18 protein-coding genes are annotated in these 18,999 nt (G+C 63.9%); 13 read left to right on the forward strand and 5 right to left on the reverse strand.

What is annotated here, in order from left to right; genetic code table 11:
- Positions 1 to 5 precede the first annotated feature (5 nt).
- Both rho and trxA read right to left on the reverse strand, forming a co-directional pair.
- Positions 6 to 1,262, reverse strand: a complete 1,257-nt coding sequence (rho, locus tag CAL22_RS05610) for a transcription termination factor Rho (protein ID WP_094811230.1) — start codon at positions 1,260 to 1,262, stop codon at positions 6 to 8.
- 114 nt (positions 1,263 to 1,376) lie between these two features.
- The gene (gene trxA, locus CAL22_RS05615) at positions 1,377 to 1,703 is read right to left on the reverse strand and encodes a thioredoxin TrxA (protein WP_094811232.1); all 327 of its coding nucleotides are present in this window, start codon (positions 1,701 to 1,703) and stop codon (positions 1,377 to 1,379) included.
- 222 nt (positions 1,704 to 1,925) lie between these two features.
- Between trxA and parE the strand changes: the two genes are divergently transcribed.
- Genes parE through CAL22_RS05635 form a run of 4 tightly spaced genes read left to right on the forward strand, consistent with a single transcriptional unit; the run spans position 1,926 to position 8,063 of the window.
- Positions 1,926 to 3,938 (forward strand): DNA topoisomerase IV subunit B, encoded by a 2,013-nt coding sequence (parE, locus tag CAL22_RS05620; protein ID WP_094811234.1) that lies wholly within the window; start codon positions 1,926 to 1,928, stop codon positions 3,936 to 3,938.
- The gene (locus tag CAL22_RS05625) at positions 3,938 to 4,525 is read left to right on the forward strand and encodes a YcxB family protein (protein ID WP_094811236.1); all 588 of its coding nucleotides are present in this window, start codon (positions 3,938 to 3,940) and stop codon (positions 4,523 to 4,525) included. Before parE ends, CAL22_RS05625 begins: the two co-directional genes overlap by 1 nt.
- Before the next feature lie 13 nt (positions 4,526 to 4,538).
- The gene (parC, locus tag CAL22_RS05630; protein ID WP_094811238.1) at positions 4,539 to 6,854 is read left to right on the forward strand and encodes a DNA topoisomerase IV subunit A; all 2,316 of its coding nucleotides are present in this window, start codon (positions 4,539 to 4,541) and stop codon (positions 6,852 to 6,854) included.
- A gap of 39 nt (positions 6,855 to 6,893) precedes the next feature.
- Complete coding sequence (locus CAL22_RS05635) at positions 6,894 to 8,063, forward strand: DUF418 domain-containing protein (protein WP_094811240.1); 1,170 nt, start codon at positions 6,894 to 6,896, stop codon at positions 8,061 to 8,063.
- Between the two features lie 43 nt (positions 8,064 to 8,106).
- Here the strand turns inward: CAL22_RS05635 and CAL22_RS05640 are convergent, their stop codons facing one another.
- Positions 8,107 to 9,438 (reverse strand): aspartate aminotransferase family protein, encoded by a 1,332-nt coding sequence (locus CAL22_RS05640; protein ID WP_094811242.1) that lies wholly within the window; start codon positions 9,436 to 9,438, stop codon positions 8,107 to 8,109.
- A gap of 38 nt (positions 9,439 to 9,476) precedes the next feature.
- Positions 9,477 to 10,394, reverse strand: a complete 918-nt coding sequence (locus CAL22_RS05645) for a MurR/RpiR family transcriptional regulator (protein WP_094811244.1) — start codon at positions 10,392 to 10,394, stop codon at positions 9,477 to 9,479.
- A 255-nt stretch (positions 10,395 to 10,649) separates the two neighbouring features.
- Between CAL22_RS05645 and CAL22_RS05650 the strand changes: the two genes are divergently transcribed.
- From CAL22_RS05650 to CAL22_RS05680, 7 genes are all read left to right on the forward strand, one after another.
- A complete protein-coding gene (locus CAL22_RS05650) occupies positions 10,650 to 11,195 on the forward strand; it encodes a MarR family winged helix-turn-helix transcriptional regulator (RefSeq protein ID WP_094811246.1) in 546 nt (181 codons plus the stop codon).
- The gene (gene ectA, locus CAL22_RS05655) at positions 11,192 to 11,764 is read left to right on the forward strand and encodes a diaminobutyrate acetyltransferase (RefSeq protein WP_094811248.1); all 573 of its coding nucleotides are present in this window, start codon (positions 11,192 to 11,194) and stop codon (positions 11,762 to 11,764) included. Before CAL22_RS05650 ends, ectA begins: the two co-directional genes overlap by 4 nt.
- A gap of 117 nt (positions 11,765 to 11,881) precedes the next feature.
- Positions 11,882 to 13,186 (forward strand): diaminobutyrate--2-oxoglutarate transaminase, encoded by a 1,305-nt coding sequence (gene ectB / locus CAL22_RS05660; RefSeq protein ID WP_094811250.1) that lies wholly within the window; start codon positions 11,882 to 11,884, stop codon positions 13,184 to 13,186.
- On the forward strand, positions 13,186 to 13,584 hold the full coding sequence (locus CAL22_RS05665; RefSeq protein WP_094811252.1) for an ectoine synthase: 399 nt from the start codon (positions 13,186 to 13,188) through the stop codon (positions 13,582 to 13,584). Before ectB ends, CAL22_RS05665 begins: the two co-directional genes overlap by 1 nt.
- 16 nt (positions 13,585 to 13,600) lie before the next feature.
- A complete protein-coding gene (gene thpD, locus CAL22_RS05670; RefSeq protein ID WP_094813455.1) occupies positions 13,601 to 14,527 on the forward strand; it encodes an ectoine hydroxylase in 927 nt (308 codons plus the stop codon).
- Between the two features lie 151 nt (positions 14,528 to 14,678).
- Positions 14,679 to 15,899 carry an ISL3 family transposase gene (locus CAL22_RS05675; protein ID WP_094811254.1) on the forward strand — a complete coding sequence of 407 codons (1,221 nt, stop codon included), beginning with the start codon at positions 14,679 to 14,681 and terminating at the stop codon, positions 15,897 to 15,899.
- Between the two features lie 132 nt (positions 15,900 to 16,031).
- The gene (locus CAL22_RS05680; RefSeq protein ID WP_094813457.1) at positions 16,032 to 16,907 is read left to right on the forward strand and encodes an MOSC domain-containing protein; all 876 of its coding nucleotides are present in this window, start codon (positions 16,032 to 16,034) and stop codon (positions 16,905 to 16,907) included.
- A 4-nt stretch (positions 16,908 to 16,911) separates the two neighbouring features.
- On the opposite strand, the gene sugE is transcribed toward CAL22_RS05680, so the two are convergent.
- Positions 16,912 to 17,229, reverse strand: coding sequence for a quaternary ammonium compound efflux SMR transporter SugE (sugE, locus tag CAL22_RS05685; RefSeq protein ID WP_094811256.1), 318 nt, complete (start codon positions 17,227 to 17,229; stop codon positions 16,912 to 16,914).
- Positions 17,230 to 17,439: 210 nt separating this feature from the next.
- On the opposite strand from sugE, the gene panD reads away from it, so the two are divergent.
- Positions 17,440 to 17,808, forward strand: a complete 369-nt coding sequence (panD, locus tag CAL22_RS05690) for an aspartate 1-decarboxylase (protein ID WP_094811258.1) — start codon at positions 17,440 to 17,442, stop codon at positions 17,806 to 17,808.
- 59 nt (positions 17,809 to 17,867) lie between these two features.
- Entirely contained in the window at positions 17,868 to 18,908 is a 1,041-nt protein-coding gene (locus CAL22_RS05695) for a CDP-6-deoxy-delta-3,4-glucoseen reductase (protein WP_094811260.1), read from the forward strand.
- Positions 18,909 to 18,999 lie beyond the last annotated feature (91 nt).

The following is an 18,999-nucleotide window of genomic DNA, read 5'->3' on the forward strand; positions in this document are numbered from 1 at the left end:
GATGCTTACTTCTTCATCATGTCGAAGAATTCGGCATTCGTCTTGGTCGCGCGCATCTTGTCCACGATGAATTCCATGGATTGGATTTCGTCCATGTCGTGGATGAACTTGCGCAGTACCCAAACCTTCTGCAGCAGTTCGGGTTTGATCAGCAGCTCTTCGCGGCGGGTGCCCGACTTGTTCAGGTTGATGGCCGGGTAGACACGCTTTTCGGCCAGGCGGCGCTCCAGATGCACTTCGGAGTTGCCCGTGCCCTTGAACTCTTCATAGATGACTTCATCCATGCGGCTGCCGGTTTCGATCAGCGCGGTGCCCAGGATGGTGAGCGAGCCGCCTTCCTCGAGGTTGCGCGCCGCGCCGAAGAAACGCTTGGGGCGCTGCAGGGCATTGGCGTCCACGCCACCGGTCAGCACTTTGCCCGAGGCCGGCACCACGGTGTTGTAGGCACGGGCCAGACGGGTGATCGAGTCCAGCAGGATGACCACGTCCTTCTTCATTTCGACCAGGCGCTTGGCCTTCTCGATCACCATTTCGGCGACCTGCACGTGACGCGTGGCAGGTTCGTCGAAGGTGGAGGCGACCACTTCTCCGCGCACGGTGCGCTGCATTTCGGTCACTTCCTCGGGGCGCTCATCGACCAGCAGGACGATCAGGACGGCATCCGGGTAGTTGGTGGTGATGGCATGCGCGATGTGCTGCATCATCACCGTCTTGCCCGACTTGGGCGGGGCGACGATCAGGCCGCGTTGGCCTTTGCCGATCGGGGCAAAGATATCCAGGATGCGGCCGGTGAGGTTTTCTTCGCTTTTGATTTCACGCTCGAGACGCATCACCTGGTTGGGGTGCAGCGGCGTCAGGTTCTCGAACATGATGCGGTGCTTGATGGTCTCAGGCGTGACGCTGTTGACCTTGTCGACCTTGACCAGCGCGAAATAGCGTTCGCCGTCCTTGGGCGTGCGCACTTCGCCTTCGATCGAGTCGCCGGTGTGCAGGTTGAAGCGGCGGATCTGCGACGGCGAGATATAGATGTCGTCAGTGCTGGCCAGATACGACGTCTCGGGCGAGCGCAGGAAACCGAAACCATCCGGCAGGACTTCCAGGACGCCGTCGCCGAAGATCTGCTCGCCTTGCTTGGCGCGCCGCTTCATGATGGCGAACATCAACTCCTGCTTACGCAGACGGTTGGCGTTCTCGATTTCCAGGCCAGCGGCCATTTCCAGCAGCTGCGACACGTGCAGCGCCTTCAGTTCATTGAGGTGCATCGTGGTGAATGTGGGGGAGAGATATGAGATGGGATCTGGCGGCGAGCCTCGGACGGGCTCGCGCGGTACTCTAGGCGCGCCGCCGTGGGCGCCGCGCCGTCCGCTGCGCGTAGTTTACAACGCGTTGTCCAGAAATGCGGTTAGCTGGGATTTGGACAGGGCGCCGACCTTGGTCGCGGCAGCCTGGCCGTCCTTAAAGAGCATGAGGGTCGGGATACCGCGGATACCGTACTTGGCGGCCGTGCCCTGGTTTTCGTCGACGTTCAGCTTGGCCACGGTCAGGCGGCCGGCATATTCGCTGGCGACTTCTTCCAGGATGGGGGCGATCATTTTGCAGGGGCCGCACCAGGCAGCCCAGTAGTCGACCAGCACGGGTTGGCTGGACTTCAGCACATCGCCTTCAAAGCTGGCGTCGCTGACGTTCTTGATTTGCTCGCTCATGATGGGGATATCCGACGGAGGCCTTGGGCCAGGAACGGGCCGGGGCCTTTGTTACTTGTTTGATGGAAGGATTAAAGCATACCACTGTCGATAACAACAGGGTTTGCCGGTTTTGTGTAGGATGATGCGGCGCGAGCGGCCCGGGCGGCTCGCTGTCTTGTTCATCCTACCGAATACCAGCCTGCTCAGGGCGTGCGCATCCCACCAAAAGCCGCGCCAAATATGGGCTTGTACGTAAAATGTAGGTTTTTTTCCACAGATGTTGGGGATAACTTGGCCACACCACGTTACACCGAAGCGTCGATCCGCGTTCTGAAGGGGTTGGAGCCTGTGCGCCAGCGCCCGGGCATGTACACCCGTACCGAGAACCCCCTGCATATCGTGCAGGAGGTCATCGACAACGCGGCCGACGAAGCATTGGCCGGCCACGGCAAGCAAATTCAGGTCACGCTGCACGCAGATGGCAGCATTTCCGTCGAGGATGACGGCCGGGGCATCCCCGTCGGCCTGCATCCCGAAGAACACGCGCCTGTCGTGGAGCTGGTTTTTACCCGCTTGCACGCAGGCGGCAAATTCGACAAGCAGGGCGGCGGCGCCTACGCGTTTTCCGGCGGTCTGCATGGTGTCGGCGTGTCCGTCACCAATGCGCTGGCCAAGCGGCTCGAGGTCGTGGTCTGGCGCGAGGGCGGCGTGCATCGCCTGGTGTTCGCCGGCGGGGACGTCATCGAAGCGCTGGCTCCTTATCCCGAGGGCGGCCGCAAGAAGTCCGGCACCCGCGTGCGGGTGTGGCCGGATCCCAAGTATTTCGACAGCCCCAACATTCCCATGGGCGAGCTGACCCACTTGCTGCGCAGCAAGGCGGTGCTGCTGTCCGGCGTGAAGGTGGTGCTCGTCAACGAGAAGACCGGCGATAGCAAGACCTGGCAGTACCAGGATGGCCTGCGGGGTTACTTGTCCGAGGCCCTGGCGGGCGCCGAGCTCATGGTGCCGTTCTTCGAGGGCGAACAATACGCCGGGTCCGATCATGAGAGCTTTGCCGAGGGCGAGGGCGCGCAATGGGTCGTCGCCTGGGCGGAAGACGGCAATGTGGTGCGCGAATCCTACGTCAATCTGATTCCGACCCCGGCCGGCGGCACGCATGAGTCCGGCCTGCGCGAAGGCTTGTTTGGCGCGGTCAAGAGTTTTGCCGAGCTGCACAGCCTGCTGCCCAAGGGCGTGAAACTCTTGCCGGAAGACGTCTTTGCGCGCGCCAGCTTCGTGCTGTCGGCCAAGGTGCTGGATCCGCAGTTCCAGGGCCAGATCAAGGAGCGTCTGAACAGCCGGGATGCCGTGCGGCTGGTGGGCGGATTCGCCAAGGGCGCGCTGGACCTCTGGCTGCATAGCAATGTCGAGTACGGCAAAAAGCTCGCCGAACTGGCGATCCGCCAGGCGCAGGCGCGCGCGCGCTCGGCTCAGAAGGTGGAAAAGCGCAAGAGCTCGGGCGTGGCCGTGTTGCCGGGCAAGCTGACCGATTGCGAGTCCAGCGACGCCAGCCGCACCGAAGTGTTTCTGGTCGAGGGTGATTCGGCCGGCGGGTCGGCCAAAATGGGGCGCGACAAAGAGTTCCAGGCCATCCTGCCGTTGCGCGGCAAGGTGCTCAACTCCTGGGAAGTCGACCGCGACCGGCTGTTCGCCAATAACGAAATCCACGATATTTCGGTCGCCATCGGCGTGGATCCGCATGGGCCGGGCGATGATCCGGATCTGTCCGGCCTGCGTTATGGCCGCGTCTGCATCCTGTCGGATGCCGATGTGGACGGCTCGCACATCCAGGTGCTGTTGCTCACGCTCTTTTTCAAGCATTTCCCGCGTCTGGTCGAAGCCGGGCACGTCTATGTGGCCCGGCCGCCGCTCTTTCGCCTGGACGTGCCGGCGCAGGGCAAGCGGCCCGCGCGCAAGGTCTATTGTCTGGACCAGGGTGAGCTCGAGGCGGCTCAGGACAAGCTGCGCAAGGAAGGGGTACGCGAAGGGGCCTGGAGTGTCAGCCGCTTCAAGGGCCTGGGCGAAATGAACCCGGAGCAGCTCTGGGAAACCACCATGAATCCCGATACCCGGCGCTTGCTGCCGGTGGGCTACGGCGAGCTGTCGGCGTCGGACACCACGCGCATGTTTGACATGCTGATGGGTAAGGGCGAATCGGCGCAACGACGCGCCTGGATCGAAGAGAAAGGCAATCTGGCGGAGCTGGATATCTGATGAGCGAGCTCGACAAGGCAGGCCTGACCGTGGACCTTCAGGTCCAGGATTACGAGGCATTCATTACCCACGCCCATACGCGGCCCGAGTTGAAACGCAAGCGCATCCGCAGCCATTTGCGGTTTGCCGGCCTGATGATCGTCGGCCTGTTGCTGCTGATGGTGTCGCGCACCCGCGACGCCGAAGGCCATATGGATTGGGGCGCGGCGATGCCGGCCTTTTTCCAGGCGGCGGTCGTGGCCGCCGTCGTGCTGGTCTTGCTCAGCCTGGCCTTCGAACGCGTGATCCCGGCCCTGGCACGCAAAAATGTGCGCCGCGCCTTCAACCGCGATCCGGAAAACCCTTTCCTGGGCGTGCACCGGCTGGATTTCGGGCCCGAAGGCGTGACGGACGCCGGCGAGCGCGCCAGCGGCAGCCTGCCCTGGGATCTGGTGCGCGATGTCGAGGAAACCGCCGACTATCTTTTTCTTTTCATCGCTCCCACGCAAGGGGTCATCATTCCCAAGCGCGGTCAGAGCGAGCAAGACCTGCAGGCCGTGCGCGAGGAGCTGCGCGCCCATGTGCCGCGCGCCGTCTTGAGCCATTGATACGACACACACCATGACTGACAGCAATCAAGCGGGGCTGTTCGACGCCCCGTCCGGCGGCGACGATGCCGCCATCACGCTGGGCTTGTACGCTGAACAGGCCTATCTCGACTACGCCGTTTCGGTCGTGCGCGGCCGCGCGCTGCCCGACGTGGGCGATGGCCAGAAACCGGTGCAGCGCCGCATCCTGTACGCCATGCAGGCCATGGGACTGGGCAGCGGCGCCAAACCCGTGAAATCCGCGCGGGTGGTGGGCGATGTCCTGGGTAAATACCATCCGCACGGCGACCAGGCGGCCTATGACGCCATGGTCCGCATGGCGCAGGACTTCTCCTTGCGCTACCCCTTGGTGGACGGCCACGGCAATTTCGGTTCGCGCGATGGCGACAATGCCGCGGCCATGCGCTACACCGAGGCGCGCCTGACCCCGATCGCCCGTCTGCTGCTCGACGAGCTCGACGAGGGGACGGTCGATTTCGTCCCCAACTATGATGGCAGCCAGCAGGAGCCGCAAATGCTGCCGGCCCGCCTGCCCGTGATGTTGCTCAACGGCGCATCCGGCATTGCCGTGGGCATGGCGACGGAGATTCCCTCGCACAACCTGCGCGAAGTGGCGCAGGCCTGCGTGGCCTTGATCCGCAATCCCAAACTGGCCGACGAAGAACTCCGGCAGATCATTCCCGGGCCCGACTTCGCCGGGGGCGGCCAGATCATCACGCCCGCGGCGGACATCGCGCAGATCTATGCCAATGGGCGCGGATCGCTCAAGGCGCGGGCGCGTTGGCAATTCGAGGAAATGGCGCGCGGACAATGGCAGTTGGTCGTGCACGAGCTGCCGCCGGGCACCTCCTGCCAGAAGGTGCTCGAAGAGATCGAAGAGCTCACCAATCCCAAGGTCAAGAGCGGGAAAAAGGCCCTGACGCCCGAACAGCAGCAGAGCAAGGCCATGATGCTGGCGCTGCTCGATGCGGTGCGCGACGAGTCCGGCAAGGATGCCGCGGTGCGCCTGGTGTTCGAGCCGAAGACCTCGCGTGTCGATCGCGATGAGTTCGTCAATACCCTGCTCGCCCAGACCAGCATGGAAAGCAACGTGCCGGTCAATCTGGTGTGCATCGGCACCGACAGCCGGCCGCGTCAGAAAGGCCTGCGCGACATTCTCGAAGAATGGGTGGCATTCCGCACCGATACCGTCTTGCGCCGCACGCGCTTCCGCCTCGACAAGGTGCTGGACCGCATCCATGTGCTCGAAGGCCGGATGGTGGTCTACCTCAATGTCGACGAGGTGATCCAGACCATACGCGAGTCCGATGAGCCCCGCCAGGCGCTCATGGCCCGGTTCAAGCTGACCGAGCGCCAGGCCGAGGACATCCTGGAGATGCGTTTGCGCCAACTGGCGCGGCTCGAGGGGTTCAAGATCGAGCAGGAACTCGCCGACAAGCGGGAAGAGCAGGTCCGTCTGCAGGATCTGCTGGACAATCCCGGCTCGCTCAAGCGCACGCTCATCAAGGAAATCGAGAGTGATGCCAAGCAATTCGGCGATGACCGCCGCACGCTGATCGAAAGCGCCGAGCGCGCCGTGCTGGAGACCAAGGTGGTCGATGAGCCGGTGACCGTCATCGTCTCGCGCAATGGATGGCTGCGCGCGCGCCAGGGGCACGGTCATGACGCCGGTCAGTTCAGTTTCAAGCAGGGCGACGATCTGTACGGCGCTTTCGAGTGCCGCACCACCGACACGCTGATCGCCGTGGGAGACAACGGGCGCGTGTATTCGGTCGCCGTCTCCAGCCTGCCTTCGGCGCGTGGCGATGGTCAGCCCGTGACCACCATGATCGACCTCGAAGCGGGCACGCGCATCATGCACACCATCGCTGCCGCCGCCGACAGCCGCTGGCTGTTGGCTACCCGCAGCGGCTATGGTTTCGCGACGCGGCTGTCGGACATGAGTAGCCGTCAACGCGGCGGCAAGCAGTTCGTGACGCTCGACAAGGGCGACGCGCTGTTGCGTCCCGTGCCATTGTTCGAAGGCGCCGGGCAGTTGGCCTTGCTGTCGGCCAAAGGCAAGTTGCTGGTTTTTGGCCTGGACGAACTCAAGAGCCTTTCCGGCGGCGGGCGCGGCACCATTCTCATGGGGCTGGACGCCAACGATCAGCTGGATCAGGCCGTGCCCATCGGCGCGGGCGGCCTGCGCGCCGCGGGCATCTATCGCAACAAGCCCACCGAGGACGTGCTGGTCGGGGCGACGCTGGCGCCCTACGTGGGCAAGCGCGCCCGCAAAGGGCGCGCCCTGGATGTGCGGCCCAAGCAGCCTTTGCTGTCTCCGGTGCTGTAAACCCGCGGGGGCCGGCAGGCCCCCGTTTTTCGTCTCCCCATGAAGCCCTCCCGTCTGCAGTCGCTGGATGCCTTGCGCGGATTCGCGCTGCTGGGCATCGGCGTGGTCAATTTCCAGGTATTTGCCTTGCCCTATCTGGGCAGCGGTCTGGTCGATCCGGTTTTCGACCGGCCCGTGGACCGGCTCGTGCAGGGCGTGATCGCCTTGCTCTTCGAGACGAAGTTCTATCTGCTGTTTTCCTTTCTCTTTGGCTACAGCTTCGTCCTGCAAATCGACGGAGCGCAGCAAACCGGGGATGACCCCGTGCCGCGGCTGCAACGACGTTACGCCGGCTTGATGCTGCTGGGCCTGCTGCACGCGGTCTTGCTGTATCAGGGCGATATTCTGCTGGCCTACGGCTGCCTGGGCTGGCTGTTGTTGTGGTGGCGCAATTGGAGCGCGCGCCGTGCCTTGTGGACGGCGCTCGGCCTCGTCGCACTGGGCGCGGGGTTCTGGCTGGCGGTCGGGCTGCTGACCCTGGGGCAGCCCTGGCCCGACGACATGCTCGCGTCGCAGGCTGCGGACATCCAGGCCGCGACGGCGGCGTATCGGGCGGATGTGGCGCAGGTGATCGCGCAGCACTGGCGTGATCTGACGGCGGATGTGTGGCGGACGATCTTCTACGTCCAGGGGCCGAATGTGCTGGCGATGTTTCTGGCCGGCCTGGCGGTGGCCCGGCGGCAGGGGCTGGTGCAGCCGGGCGCGGCCGTGCTGCGAGCGCTGGCCTGGCTGGCGCTGCCGCTCGGGCTGGCCGGCGCCACCTTGTACGCGCTGAGTGCCCAGCCTCCCTGGGCGCCGGTCTGGAGTCTGGCGGGTCTGGGGCTGGGGCTTTTTACTGCGCCCTTGCTGGCGCTGGGATATGGCGCGCTCTTTCTTCTGGCCTGTCGCCGTTGGCCGGCTTTGCAGAGGGCGTTCGCCGCGGCCGGAAAAATGGCCTTGTCCAACTACCTTCTGCAGTCATTGGCCGGCGCCTGGTTCTTCACCGCCTGGGGTTTGGGATGGGTGGGCCAGGTGTCGCCGGCGACCGTGGCGGGTCTGGCGCTCGCGGTGTTTGCGCTCGAGCTGCCTTTGTCGGGCTGGTGGCTGCGGCACCACGCCTATGGCCCGGCGGAATGGCTTTTGCGGGCCATCACCCTGTGGCGCAAGCCCGCCTGGCGTTTGTCACCCTGAGGGGGCGCTCCGAGGTGGCCGGGCCGCTGGCCCGGCGGCAAGCTCATCCCGCGATGGCGGCATCGATGGCGCCATGCAGCCGCGCCGTCAATTGGTCGAGTTCGTCGTCGCTGATGATGAAGGGCGGCGCGATCAGGATGTGGTCGCCCTGTCGGCCGTCGATGGTCCCGCCCATGGGGTAGACCATCAGGCCGCGCGCCATGGCCTCCCGCTTGACCTTCGCGTGCAGGCTCAGCGCGGGATCGAACACCGCCTTGCTGCCGCGGTCGGCGACCAGCTCCACGCCGAGAAACAGCCCCCGGCCCCGGATGTCGCCGACATGCGGGTGTCCGCCCAATGCGGCATGCAGGCGCTGCATCAGCCCCTCTCCCTGTTCGCGCACGCGCATCAGCAAGTGATCACGCCGGATGACTTCCTGCACAGCCAGCGCTGCGGCGCAGGCGACCGCATGGCCCAGATACGTGTGCCCATGCTGGAAAAAACCGCTGCCCGCGCGCATGGCCTCGACAATGTGGCGCTGGACCATCACCGCGCCAATCGGTTGAAAGCCGCCGCCCAGGCCTTTGGCGATGGTGATGAGATCAGGGGTGACGCCTTCTTGTTCGACGGCATACAAGGTGCCCGTGCGGCCCATGCCGCACATGACCTCGTCGGCGATGAGGAGCACGCCGTGGCGGTCGCAGACTGCGCGCATTTTGCGAAAGTAGCCGGCCACGGCAGGCACCGCGCCCGCCGTGGCGCCCACCACGGGTTCGGCCACGAAGGCCAGGACGCTGGAGGGGCCCAAGGACTGGAAGGTTTGTTCCAGTTCGGCGGCGAGCCGGTCGGTGTACTGGTCGTCGCTTTCGCCAGGCAGTTGGTCACGGTAGGCATAGCAGGGCGAGACGTGGCTGACCTCGATCAGGAGGGGGGCGAACTGCGCCCGGCGCCAGGCGTTGCCGCCCACGGCCAGGGCCCCCAGCGTGTTGCCGTGATAACTCTGCCGGCGCGCCACGATATGACGGCGCTGCGGCTGACCGATTTCCACGAAATACTGGCGCGCCATCTTCAGGGCGGCTTCGATGGCCTCGGAGCCGCCGGATACAAAATAAACGTGGCTGGTGCCCGCTGGGGCATCGGCCACCAGCCGATCGGCCAGCCGCTCCGCGACCTCGGTGGTGAAGAAGCTTGTGTGGGCGTAGGAGATGGCATCGATTTGCGCATGCATGGCGGCCAGCACATCCGGGTGGTTGTGCCCCAGGCAGGACACCGCTGCGCCACCCGAGCCGTCAATATAGGAGCGGCCGGCGCTGTCCTGAATCCAAACGCCCGAGCCGTGCGTGGCCACTGGCGGAGTCTGACGCAATGAACGGTGCAGGATGTGGGTATTGCTCATGGTAGGGCTCCAGGGTGGGGGGGCAGAGCGTCAAGCGTTCAGGTTGGCGCCACGCGGCGCGATGGCGTCCAATAGACCTCGTCTTCGGCCAGGCGAGCCTCGATATGCGCCAGGCGCTCGAGGGCGGCCGGGCCGGCCAGGGTGGCCAGCCGCGCGATGACGTGTTCGGCCAGGCCCAGCAGGCCGGCCGTCGTGTGGAAAAAAGAACCCGGTCCTTGTTGCGTCGGGCACGCGCCGGCCTGCCGGTCATCCGCGGTGAAATGCAAGGTATGCCGCGCGCCGACGGCCACGGGAGCGAGCGGGTGATCGGTGAGCGCGACGACATGCACGCCGCGCGCCAAGGCCTGGCGTGTCAGCGCGATGGAGGCCGAGGCGTAGGGAGCCTGAGAAATGACCACCAGGGCGTCGCCGGCCTGCAGCGCGTCGGCGTCTTCGGCGGCCGTCCCGCCCAGGCCGTCGATGAGGACGCCATTGCGGCGGAGCAACTGGAAGGCATAACGCATCTGGTAGGCAATGCCAAAGGCCGAGCGCGTGCCCAGAAACCCCACCTGCGCGGCGGCCAGCAGGGTCCGGGCAGCAGCATCGAAGCTGTCCGGCGCATTGACGCGGCCGATCGAGGCCAGGGCGCGGGTTTGATCATGGGTGAGGGCGGCCTGACCGGCCCGGGCAGGGTCGGCTTGCAGGGTGGCGGCGCGTTCGTACAGGCCTGTTTGCGCGCGCTGCGTCAGCGATTGCTGGAAGGGCTTGCGAAACGCCCCATAACTTTCATAGCCGGCCGCGCGGGCCAGGCGTAGCATCGTCGCGGGCGCCACCCCGACACTCTGTGCCTGGCGGCGCATGGACCACAGGCTGACCTCGGCCGGATGCGCCAGGGCCCAGCGCGCGGCGCGCTGCAACTCGGCAGGCAGGTGCTCGATCCGGGCGCGCAGGGTGGTCATCAGCTCAGCGGGCAACATCGGTTCTCACAGGAAAAAACAAATGATAGGGCCAGAAAAAATAAAAAACATACGTTTTTTTTACCTGGGGAAATCGCTAATAAAGGCGTCCCCATTTATTTGGATGAAGCCCGCCAAGCCCCTGACTTAACGGTAATTTTTGTCATCTTCGCGATATCGGTGTTCATTTAATTACATCGTGCACGGAATTTTGGTTTGACTTGAATTACATCGATCCATATCATTCGTATAGAAATTAATTTTCGAATCATGAATATGAACAGCGTCAACACGACGGAACCCTCACAGCAGTACGACCTGCGCATCTTGCGTGCCCTGCGCCGCATCACGCGTTCGATCGCCCTGCATTCGCGCCAGCTCGCCGCGGTCAGCCACATCACGGCGCCGCAGCTCATGTGCCTGCGCACGGTGATTGCCAACGGCCCGATGACGGCCACGGCCATCAGCCGGGAGATCCACGTCAGCCCGAGCACCGTGGTCGGCATCCTGGATCGTCTCGAGGACAAGGGTTTTATCCGCCGCGAGCGCGGCCGGGAGGATCGCCGTATCGTGTTTGTCACTGCCACCGACGCCGGCCGCGAGCTGGCGTCCCAGGCGCCTTCGCCCTTGCAGAAGCATTTGGCGGATGCCCTCAACGCGCTGCCCGAACTGGAGCAGGCCACGATCACGCTCTCGCTCGAGCGCATCGTGGCCTTGATGGAAGAGGAGGGACATGCGGCCGAAGCCCATGGTGATCCTGCCTCACCCATCCTCGAGGTTCCGACGGGGGGAGCGCCGCCGGAATCGGGGTTGGTTGTATGAGAAATATAGACACACAGACACTCTCCACTTCTGCTCTTCATTCGGCCGCGCCCGGCGCGGCCCGTCACACCCAGAGCCATCTGCTGCGGGCCCCGCGCCTGATCGATGGCTCCGCCATCCACCGGCTGGTCGCCGATTGCCCCCCGCTGGATCTCAATTCTTTATATGCCTATCTGCTGCTGTGCGAGCACCACAGCGCAACCTGCGTTCTCGCCGAGAGCGCGGGGGGAAGCATCGATGGGTTCATCTCCGCATATCAGCCGCCGACCCGGCCCGACGTCCTGTTCGTCTGGCAGGTGGCGGTGCACGAAAGAGCGCGGGGCCAGAAACTGGCCCGCGCCATGCTGAACGCATTGCTGCGACGCGATGCGCTCAGTCAGGTTCGCCATCTCGAAACCACAGTGGGGCCGGATAACCACGCCTCGCGCCGTACCTTCGCCGGCTTGGCCGCCGAATTGGGCGCCCACATCTCCGAACAGCCGTATTTCGATCGGCAGACCTTCGGCGGTGCGGATCACGATGACGAGATGTTGTTGAAGATAGGCCCGTTTGCACCAGTGTCCCACTAGCCCTTAGCCGGGCAGGGGCCGCGCGGTCCTGCAACACCTCAGGATGTCAGTCCAGCTGGTCCCGCAAGGGGGCGGCCTGGGGCTTGTCGTCCCTCAACTACAGATAGGGAGGATCACATGGATTTGAAGATTTTTGATCGTATGGAGTCTGAAGTGCGTGGCTACATTCGGTCCTTTCCGGTGATATTCAGCCAGGCTCGCGGGTCTTTGCTGATCGATGAAGAAGGTCGTGAGTACATCGACTTCTTCAGTGGCGCAGGTACGCTGAACTATGGCCACAACAACCCCGTCTTCAAGGAAAAACTGCTGGAGTATCTCGCCGCCGATGGCGTGGTGCACGGCCTGGACATGGCCACCAGCGCCAAAAAGCGCTTTCTGGAGACTTTCGAGCGCGTGCTGCTCAAGCCTCGCAATTGGAAGTACACCCTGCAATTCACCGGCCCCACCGGCACCAATGCGGTGGAGGCGGCGCTGAAGATCGCGCGTCAGGTCAAGGGTCGTTCCAATATCATTTCCTTCACGCATGGCTTTCACGGTGTGAGCGGCGGCTCGCTCGCGGCCACGGCAAACATGAAGTTCCGCGACGCGGCCGGTTATGGCCTGGGCAATACGACCTTCATGCCGTATGACGGCTATTTCGGCCCGGATGTCGACACCATTGCTTATCTGGAACGCATGCTGGATGACCCCAGCAGCGGTATGGACAAGCCGGCCGGCGTGATCGTCGAGACGGTGCAGGGCGAGGGTGGCGTCAACGTTGCCACGCTGCGCTGGCTCAAAGAGCTGGAAAAACTCTGCCGCCGTCACGACATGCTGCTCATCGTCGATGACATCCAGGTCGGTTGCGGCCGTACCGGCAGCTTCTTCAGTTTTGAGTCGGCCGGCATCCGTCCGGACATCATCACGCTGTCGAAGTCGTTGTCCGGGTTCGGCCTGCCCATGTCCCTGGTACTGATGAAGCCGGAGTTGGACATCTGGAAGCCGGGCGCGCACAGCGGCACGTTCCGCGGCAACAACCTGGCTTTCGTCACCGCCGCCCAGGCCTTGGACAGCTATTGGGCCAGCGATGCCTTCTCCACCGAAGTGCAGCGCAAGGAGCGCGTGGTGCGCGACTGGCTGGAGAACCTGGCGCACAGCTACCCGAACGCCGGTCTGGCCGTGCGCGGCCGTGGCCTGATCCAAGGCCTGGTCGCCACCACCACTCCCGAGCTGGCCAATGAGATTGCCCGCAAGGCCTTCGAGCGCGGCGTGGTGATCGAGACCTCGGGCGCGCACGACGAAGTGCTCAAGATTCTGCCCGCCCTGACCATCGAGGATGAACTCCTCGCCCGCGGCCTGGACGTCATTGAAGCCAGCGTCGCCGAAGCCCTGGGACAGAAACAGTCCTCGGCCCGTGTTCTCAAATTTGGAGGTAAGCGCTAATGATCGTTCGCAACGTCAAAGATGTCATCGGAACCCCCGACGAAGTGCGCACCGACACCTGGATGAGCCGCCGCGTGCTGCTCAAGAAGGACAACATGGGTTTCTCTTTCCACGAAACCACCATCTTCCCGGGCACGCGTACCCATATTCACTACAAGAACCATCTCGAAGCGGTGTGGTGCATCGAAGGCGACGGCTCGATCGAGACGATCGCCGACGGTAAGCGCTACGACCTCGGGCCGGGCGTGGTCTACGCCCTGGACGAGCATGACGAACACTGGCTGTGCGGCGGCAAGGAGCCGCTGCGCGTGATCTGCGTGTTCAACCCGCCGCTGACCGGCCAGGAAGTGCACGACGCCGACGGTGTCTATGCGCTGCCCCAGGCCGAAGCGGCCTGATGACAGGAGGCTGATGATGATATCCACTGCGCAGGACCCGTACGCGTCGCGGACTGACCGTGCCGCGGCCATCATTGCACGCCAGGACCCGGTCGTTTATGGCGACGGCGCTTACGCCGACGCCTTGAGCGCCGAGCAAGTGCAGTCCTACGAGAACAATGGTTTTCTGCTTCTCGAGAATCTTTTTTCGGCCGAAGAGGTGGCCGCGTTGCTGGCCGAGGTCGAGCGCATGACGCGCGACCCCGCCATCGTGCGCCGCGAGGAAGCCATCACCGAACCGGGCAGCAATGCCGTGCGGTCGGTCTTCATGGTGCACGTGCTCAGTCCCATTCTGGCCCGCCTGTCGCGCGACCCGCGCGTGGCGAATGTGGCGCGCCAGATCCTGGGTTCCGAGGTCTATATCCACCAGTCGCGCGCCAACATGAAGCCGGGCTTCAAGGGCAAGGAGTTCTACTGGCACTCCGATTTCGAGACCTGGCACGTCGAGGACGGTATGCCCTCCATGCGCGCGCTGAGTTGCTCGGTATTGCTGTCGGATAACAACGCGACCAACGGCCCGCTGATGCTCGTGCCGGGCTCGCACCGCCAGTTCATTTCTTGCGTGGGCCAGACGCCGCGAGAGCACTACAAGCACTCGCTCAAAAAGCAGGAATATGGCGTGCCCGACCCGGTCAGCCTGCAACTGCTGGCCGAGCAGGGCGGCGTGAGCACCATGATGGCGCCGGCGGGCTCGGTGGTGTTTTTCGACTGCAACACCATGCACGGTTCGAACAGCAACATCTCCCCGTGGCCGCGTTCCAATGTGTTCATGGTCTACAACAGCATGGAAAACACGCTTGTCGCGCCCAAATATGGGTTGGATCCGCGTCCCGAGCACATTGCCACGCGCAAGGCCTTCAAGGCCGTAACGCCGTTGGACGCGCTCAAGCTGGTCGAGCGTTGAGCTAGGCGCCGTGGGTGTGAGGGCCCCCGGCGACATTGACCCCGGCGCATCGCGCCGGGGATTTTTTTGGTTCATCGCGCAATAGCGTGGAGGGATTTGGCAAGTTTTCGTACTCTTAATGGCAGGAATTTGCCATCAGGAGTGCGTGGAGATGCTGGATCGCAAGCTGCTGGAGACGTTGGGAGGCTGGCAAGGCTATGCCGTTGAACGCGTGGAGTGGCCCGAGGGCGCAGGACGCACGCTGTCGATCTATTTGAAGCCAACCGCCAAGGTGATGCTGTGCGAGCAGTGCGGCGCACGATGTCGCCAGGTCCATGAGACCACGGTGCGACGGGTGCGAGATCTGCCGCTATTTGAGTACCGGGTTGTTCTTCACGTGCCACGCCGGCGCCTGTTGTGTGAGCGATGCGGTGGCCCGCGCTTGGAGCGGCTTTCTTGGCTGGGTCGCTACCAACGGGTGACGGATCGGCTTGCGGCGGCCTGCAGCCAATTGCTGCAATCAAGCAACGTGCAGGCGGTGGCAAGGTTCTTCGAACTGGGTTGGCACTCCGTCAAGGCGCTGGACAAGGCCCGGCTCCGAGCGTCAATGCGCGAGCCGGATTGGTCCAGGATCGAGTATTTAGCGATGGACGAGTTCGCCCTGCATAAAGGGCATCGGTACGCGACAGTAGTCGTCGATCCGATCAGCAGGCAGGTGCTGTGGATCGGCCCAGGACGCTCACGCGAGACGGCTCGGGCGTTCTTCGAGCAATTGCCGCGTGGGGTGGCCCAACGCATCAAGGCCGTTGCCATCGACATGACTACGGCCTACGAGTTGGAAATCCAGGCCCACTGCCCACAGGCGGAGATCGTCTATGACTTGTTCCATGTCGTGGCCAAGTACGGACGAGAGGTCATTGATCGGGTGCGCGTGGATCAGGCCAACCAACTGCGCCAGGACCGTCCCGCGCGTCGGGTCATCAAATCGAGCCGCTGGCTGCTATTGCGCAACCGCGACAAGCTAGACCGGCAGCAGGCCGTCCGGCTCGACGAATTGCTGCAAGCCAACCAGCCGCTGCTGACGGTCTATGTTCTGAGGGACGAACTCAAGCGGCTCTGGTTCTACCGAAGACCTGCCTGGGCAAAACAAGCCTGGCACCACTGGTGCGAGCAGGCCGAGCAAAGCGGTATAGCCCCCTTGAACACCTTCGCTCAGCGTCTGAAAGGCTATCTGCATGGCATCCTGGCCAGATGCCGACATCGACTAAACACCAGCATCGTTGAGGGCATCAACAACACCATCAAGGCCATTAAGCGGCGCGCCTACGGGTACCGAGACCAGGAATACTTCTTCCTCAAAATCCGCGCCGCCTTCCCCGGTAATGCTCAATGAACCATTTTTTTGCCTGTTTGCACGCCCGGGCTATCCGGCTTGCGGCACGTCGTGGCACCAAGGATAGGCGCGCTCTGGCTCCATGGCGCTCTGCTATGCTTGCGCGGTCCCTTCGCCGGTCCGCCAGCCATCATGTCGCTCACTGTTCGCAGCCTGCATATCTATCCCATCAAGTCCTGCCACGGCATCGATCTGGCGCATAGCCAGGTGGGGCGAGCCGGTCTGGCGCATGATCGCCGCTGGCTGATCGTGACCGAGTCGGGTCAGTTCATGACGCAACGCCAATGGCCGCGCATGACCCTGATCCATACGGCGCTGACCGAATCGGCCCTGCATCTGAGCGCGCCGGATATGGACGACATCGAAGTGGCATTGGACGGCAGCCAGTTGGCCGAATCGATCGAGAGCGTGACCGTGTGGCGCGACACCATTCCCGCACGCGCCGAAAGCGCGGCGCTGGCCGACTGGCTGAGCCGCTTTCTGGGTGAGCCCTGCCGGCTCATGAAGGTCGACGCGCATGCCAGCCGGCCCGCGCGTCAGGAGTGGGTGCAGGGTTGGCGCGAGCGCCACCCGGAGGCGGCCGACGTCTTCGACGGCGACCATTTTTTCGGGTTCGCGGATGGGTTTCCGCTGCTGGTGACCAACCAGGCCTCGCTGGACGACTTGAACCAGCGTCTGGCCGCCAAGGGTGTCGCCGCCGTGCCCATGGATCGCTTCCGGCCCAATATCGTCCTCGAGGGCGAGGACTGGGCGGCCTTTGACGAAGACCTTACCGTTACGGTGGACTTTGGCCATCTGCGCGTGGCGCTGGTCAAACCATGCACCCGGTGCAGCATTCCGGATGTCGACCAGGCGACCGCTGTCGCCAACCAGGAGCCGGGCCTGACGCTGGCGGGCTATCGCAACCTGGAGATCGGCGTGGTCTTCGGGCAGAACGGCATCGTGGACGTCCTGGCCGAGACGACGCTGCGGGTGGGCGATAGCGCCGAAATCGAACTGAATTTCTGAGGGTTCAGCCGCTGGCCAGTTTCAGGCCGATCAGGCCGGCCACGATGAGCAGCACGCTGACCACGCGCAGGCCGTTCAAGGCCTCACCGAAAAGCACGATGCCGGCCACGAAGGCGCCGATGGTGCCGATGCCCACCCAGACGGCGTAGGCCGTGCCCAGGGGCAGGGTTTTCATGGCTGTGGCCAGGAGCCAGAAGCTCACGAGCATGCCGGCTACGGTAATGATGGAGGGGCCAAGGCGGCTAAAACCGTGGGTGTACTTAAGACCCACCGCCCAAACGACTTCGAAGAGGCCGGCAAAGATGAGAATGATCCAGGTCATGCTGATGCTCCCGAAAGCTGGGCTGGCGCGCGGTGGGCCGCCCAGGGGGCCGTCCCCGGATGTGACTCGGGCTTCGGGTCGTCCCAAAGCCCAAAGATTATAAAATACCCGCCGGCCGGGAGCCAGCCGGAACTCCCTGTGCCCATGGCAGCCGCCTTCGGGCGGCATGGCAACACTCGCGGCCCGGTCCGCATACCCAGGAATATTTTTATGCAACGCATTATGCTGCGTGCAAAGCTGCACCGCGTCACGGTCACCGAAGCCGACCTCCATTACGAAGGGTCTTGTGGCATCGATGAAGATCTCCTTGACGCCGCCGGCATGCGCGAGTTCGAGCGCATCGAGCTTTACAACGTCACCAACGGCGAGCGTTTCGATACCTACATCATCAAAGCGGCTCGCGGCAGTGGCGCCATTTCGCTCAACGGCGCCGCGGCGCGGCGCGCCCAGGTGGGCGACCTGATGATCATCTGCACCTATGGCCCCATGTCCGAAGAGGACTCGGCCCGCCATAAGCCGACGGTGGTGCTGGTCGACGACGGCAACCGCGTCAAGGAAATCCGCAAGTTTCCTGACTGATTGATATCGCGGGCGCCCCGGAGGCGCCCGCTTCACTCCTCCATCGATTCGTATTCCTTATGAGCTTTCAGGTCACCATCCAACCCAGCCAGCATCAATTTCCGGCCGAGCCTGGCCAGACGGTGCTCGATGCGGCACTGGCCGCCGGCATTGTGTTGCCTTACAGCTGTCGCACCGGCGCTTGCTCGACCTGCAAGGGCAAGGTGGTGACGGGCGAGTTCGACGCGGGCAACACGCCGGCGCAAGTCCTGTCGCCCGAGCAACTGGCCGAAGGGTACACGCTGTTCTGTCAGGCCAGACCGCAAACCGACCTGGTGATCGAGTCCACCGAGGTCCGTCTGGCCGGCGACATTCAGATTCGCAAAATGCCCACGCGCGTGCAGACGCTCACGCTGCTGGCGCCGGATGTGATGGAGATCAAGCTGCAATTGCCGGCGTCGGAGCAGTTCCGCTATTACGCCGGGCAGTACATCGAACTCATCCTGAAAGATGGCCGGCGGCGCAGCTATTCGATGGCCGGCGCGCCGCACAAGGGCAGCCCCCTGGAGCTGCACATCCGTCATATGCCTGGCGGCGTTTTTACCGATCATGTGTTCGGCGCGGCCGCCACGCAGATGAAAGAACGCGAAATTCTGCGCATGGAAGGCCCGTTCGGCTCGTTTTTCCTGCGCGAGGATTCCGACAAGCCCATCGTGCTGCTGGCCAGCGGCACCGGCTTCGCACCGGTCAAGGCCATCGTCGAGCACATGGCGCACCAGGACATCCGCCGGCCCGTCGCGCTGTACTGGGGCGGGCGCCGGCCGCGCGACCTCTATCTGAGCGAACTCGCCGCATCCTGGGCAGCCAGCCTGCCCGAGTTCCGCTTCATCCCCGTCGTCTCCAATGCCTTGCAAGAGGATGCCTGGACGGGCCGGGAGGGGTTTGTGCACGAGGCCGTGATGCAGGACATCCCCGATATGTCCGGCTATCAGGTCTATGCCTGCGGCGCGCCTCCCATGGTCGATGCTGCCCGGCGCGAGTTCAGCCTGCAGTGCGGGTTGCCCGAGGAGGAGTTCTATGCCGATGCGTTTACCTCGGAGGCCGATCTGGCCAAAGGTTGAGCGTTAATATAGGCAGTTGGGAAAGGGGGAGCCTCCCGTGCCGCGATCGGCCGGGATGCCACCCCTTTTTTTTGAAATATAGGCGGCCGCA

The sequence above is a fragment of the Bordetella genomosp. 12 genome (assembly GCF_002261355.1).
Classification (GTDB): Bacteria; Pseudomonadota; Gammaproteobacteria; order Burkholderiales; family Burkholderiaceae_B; genus Bordetella.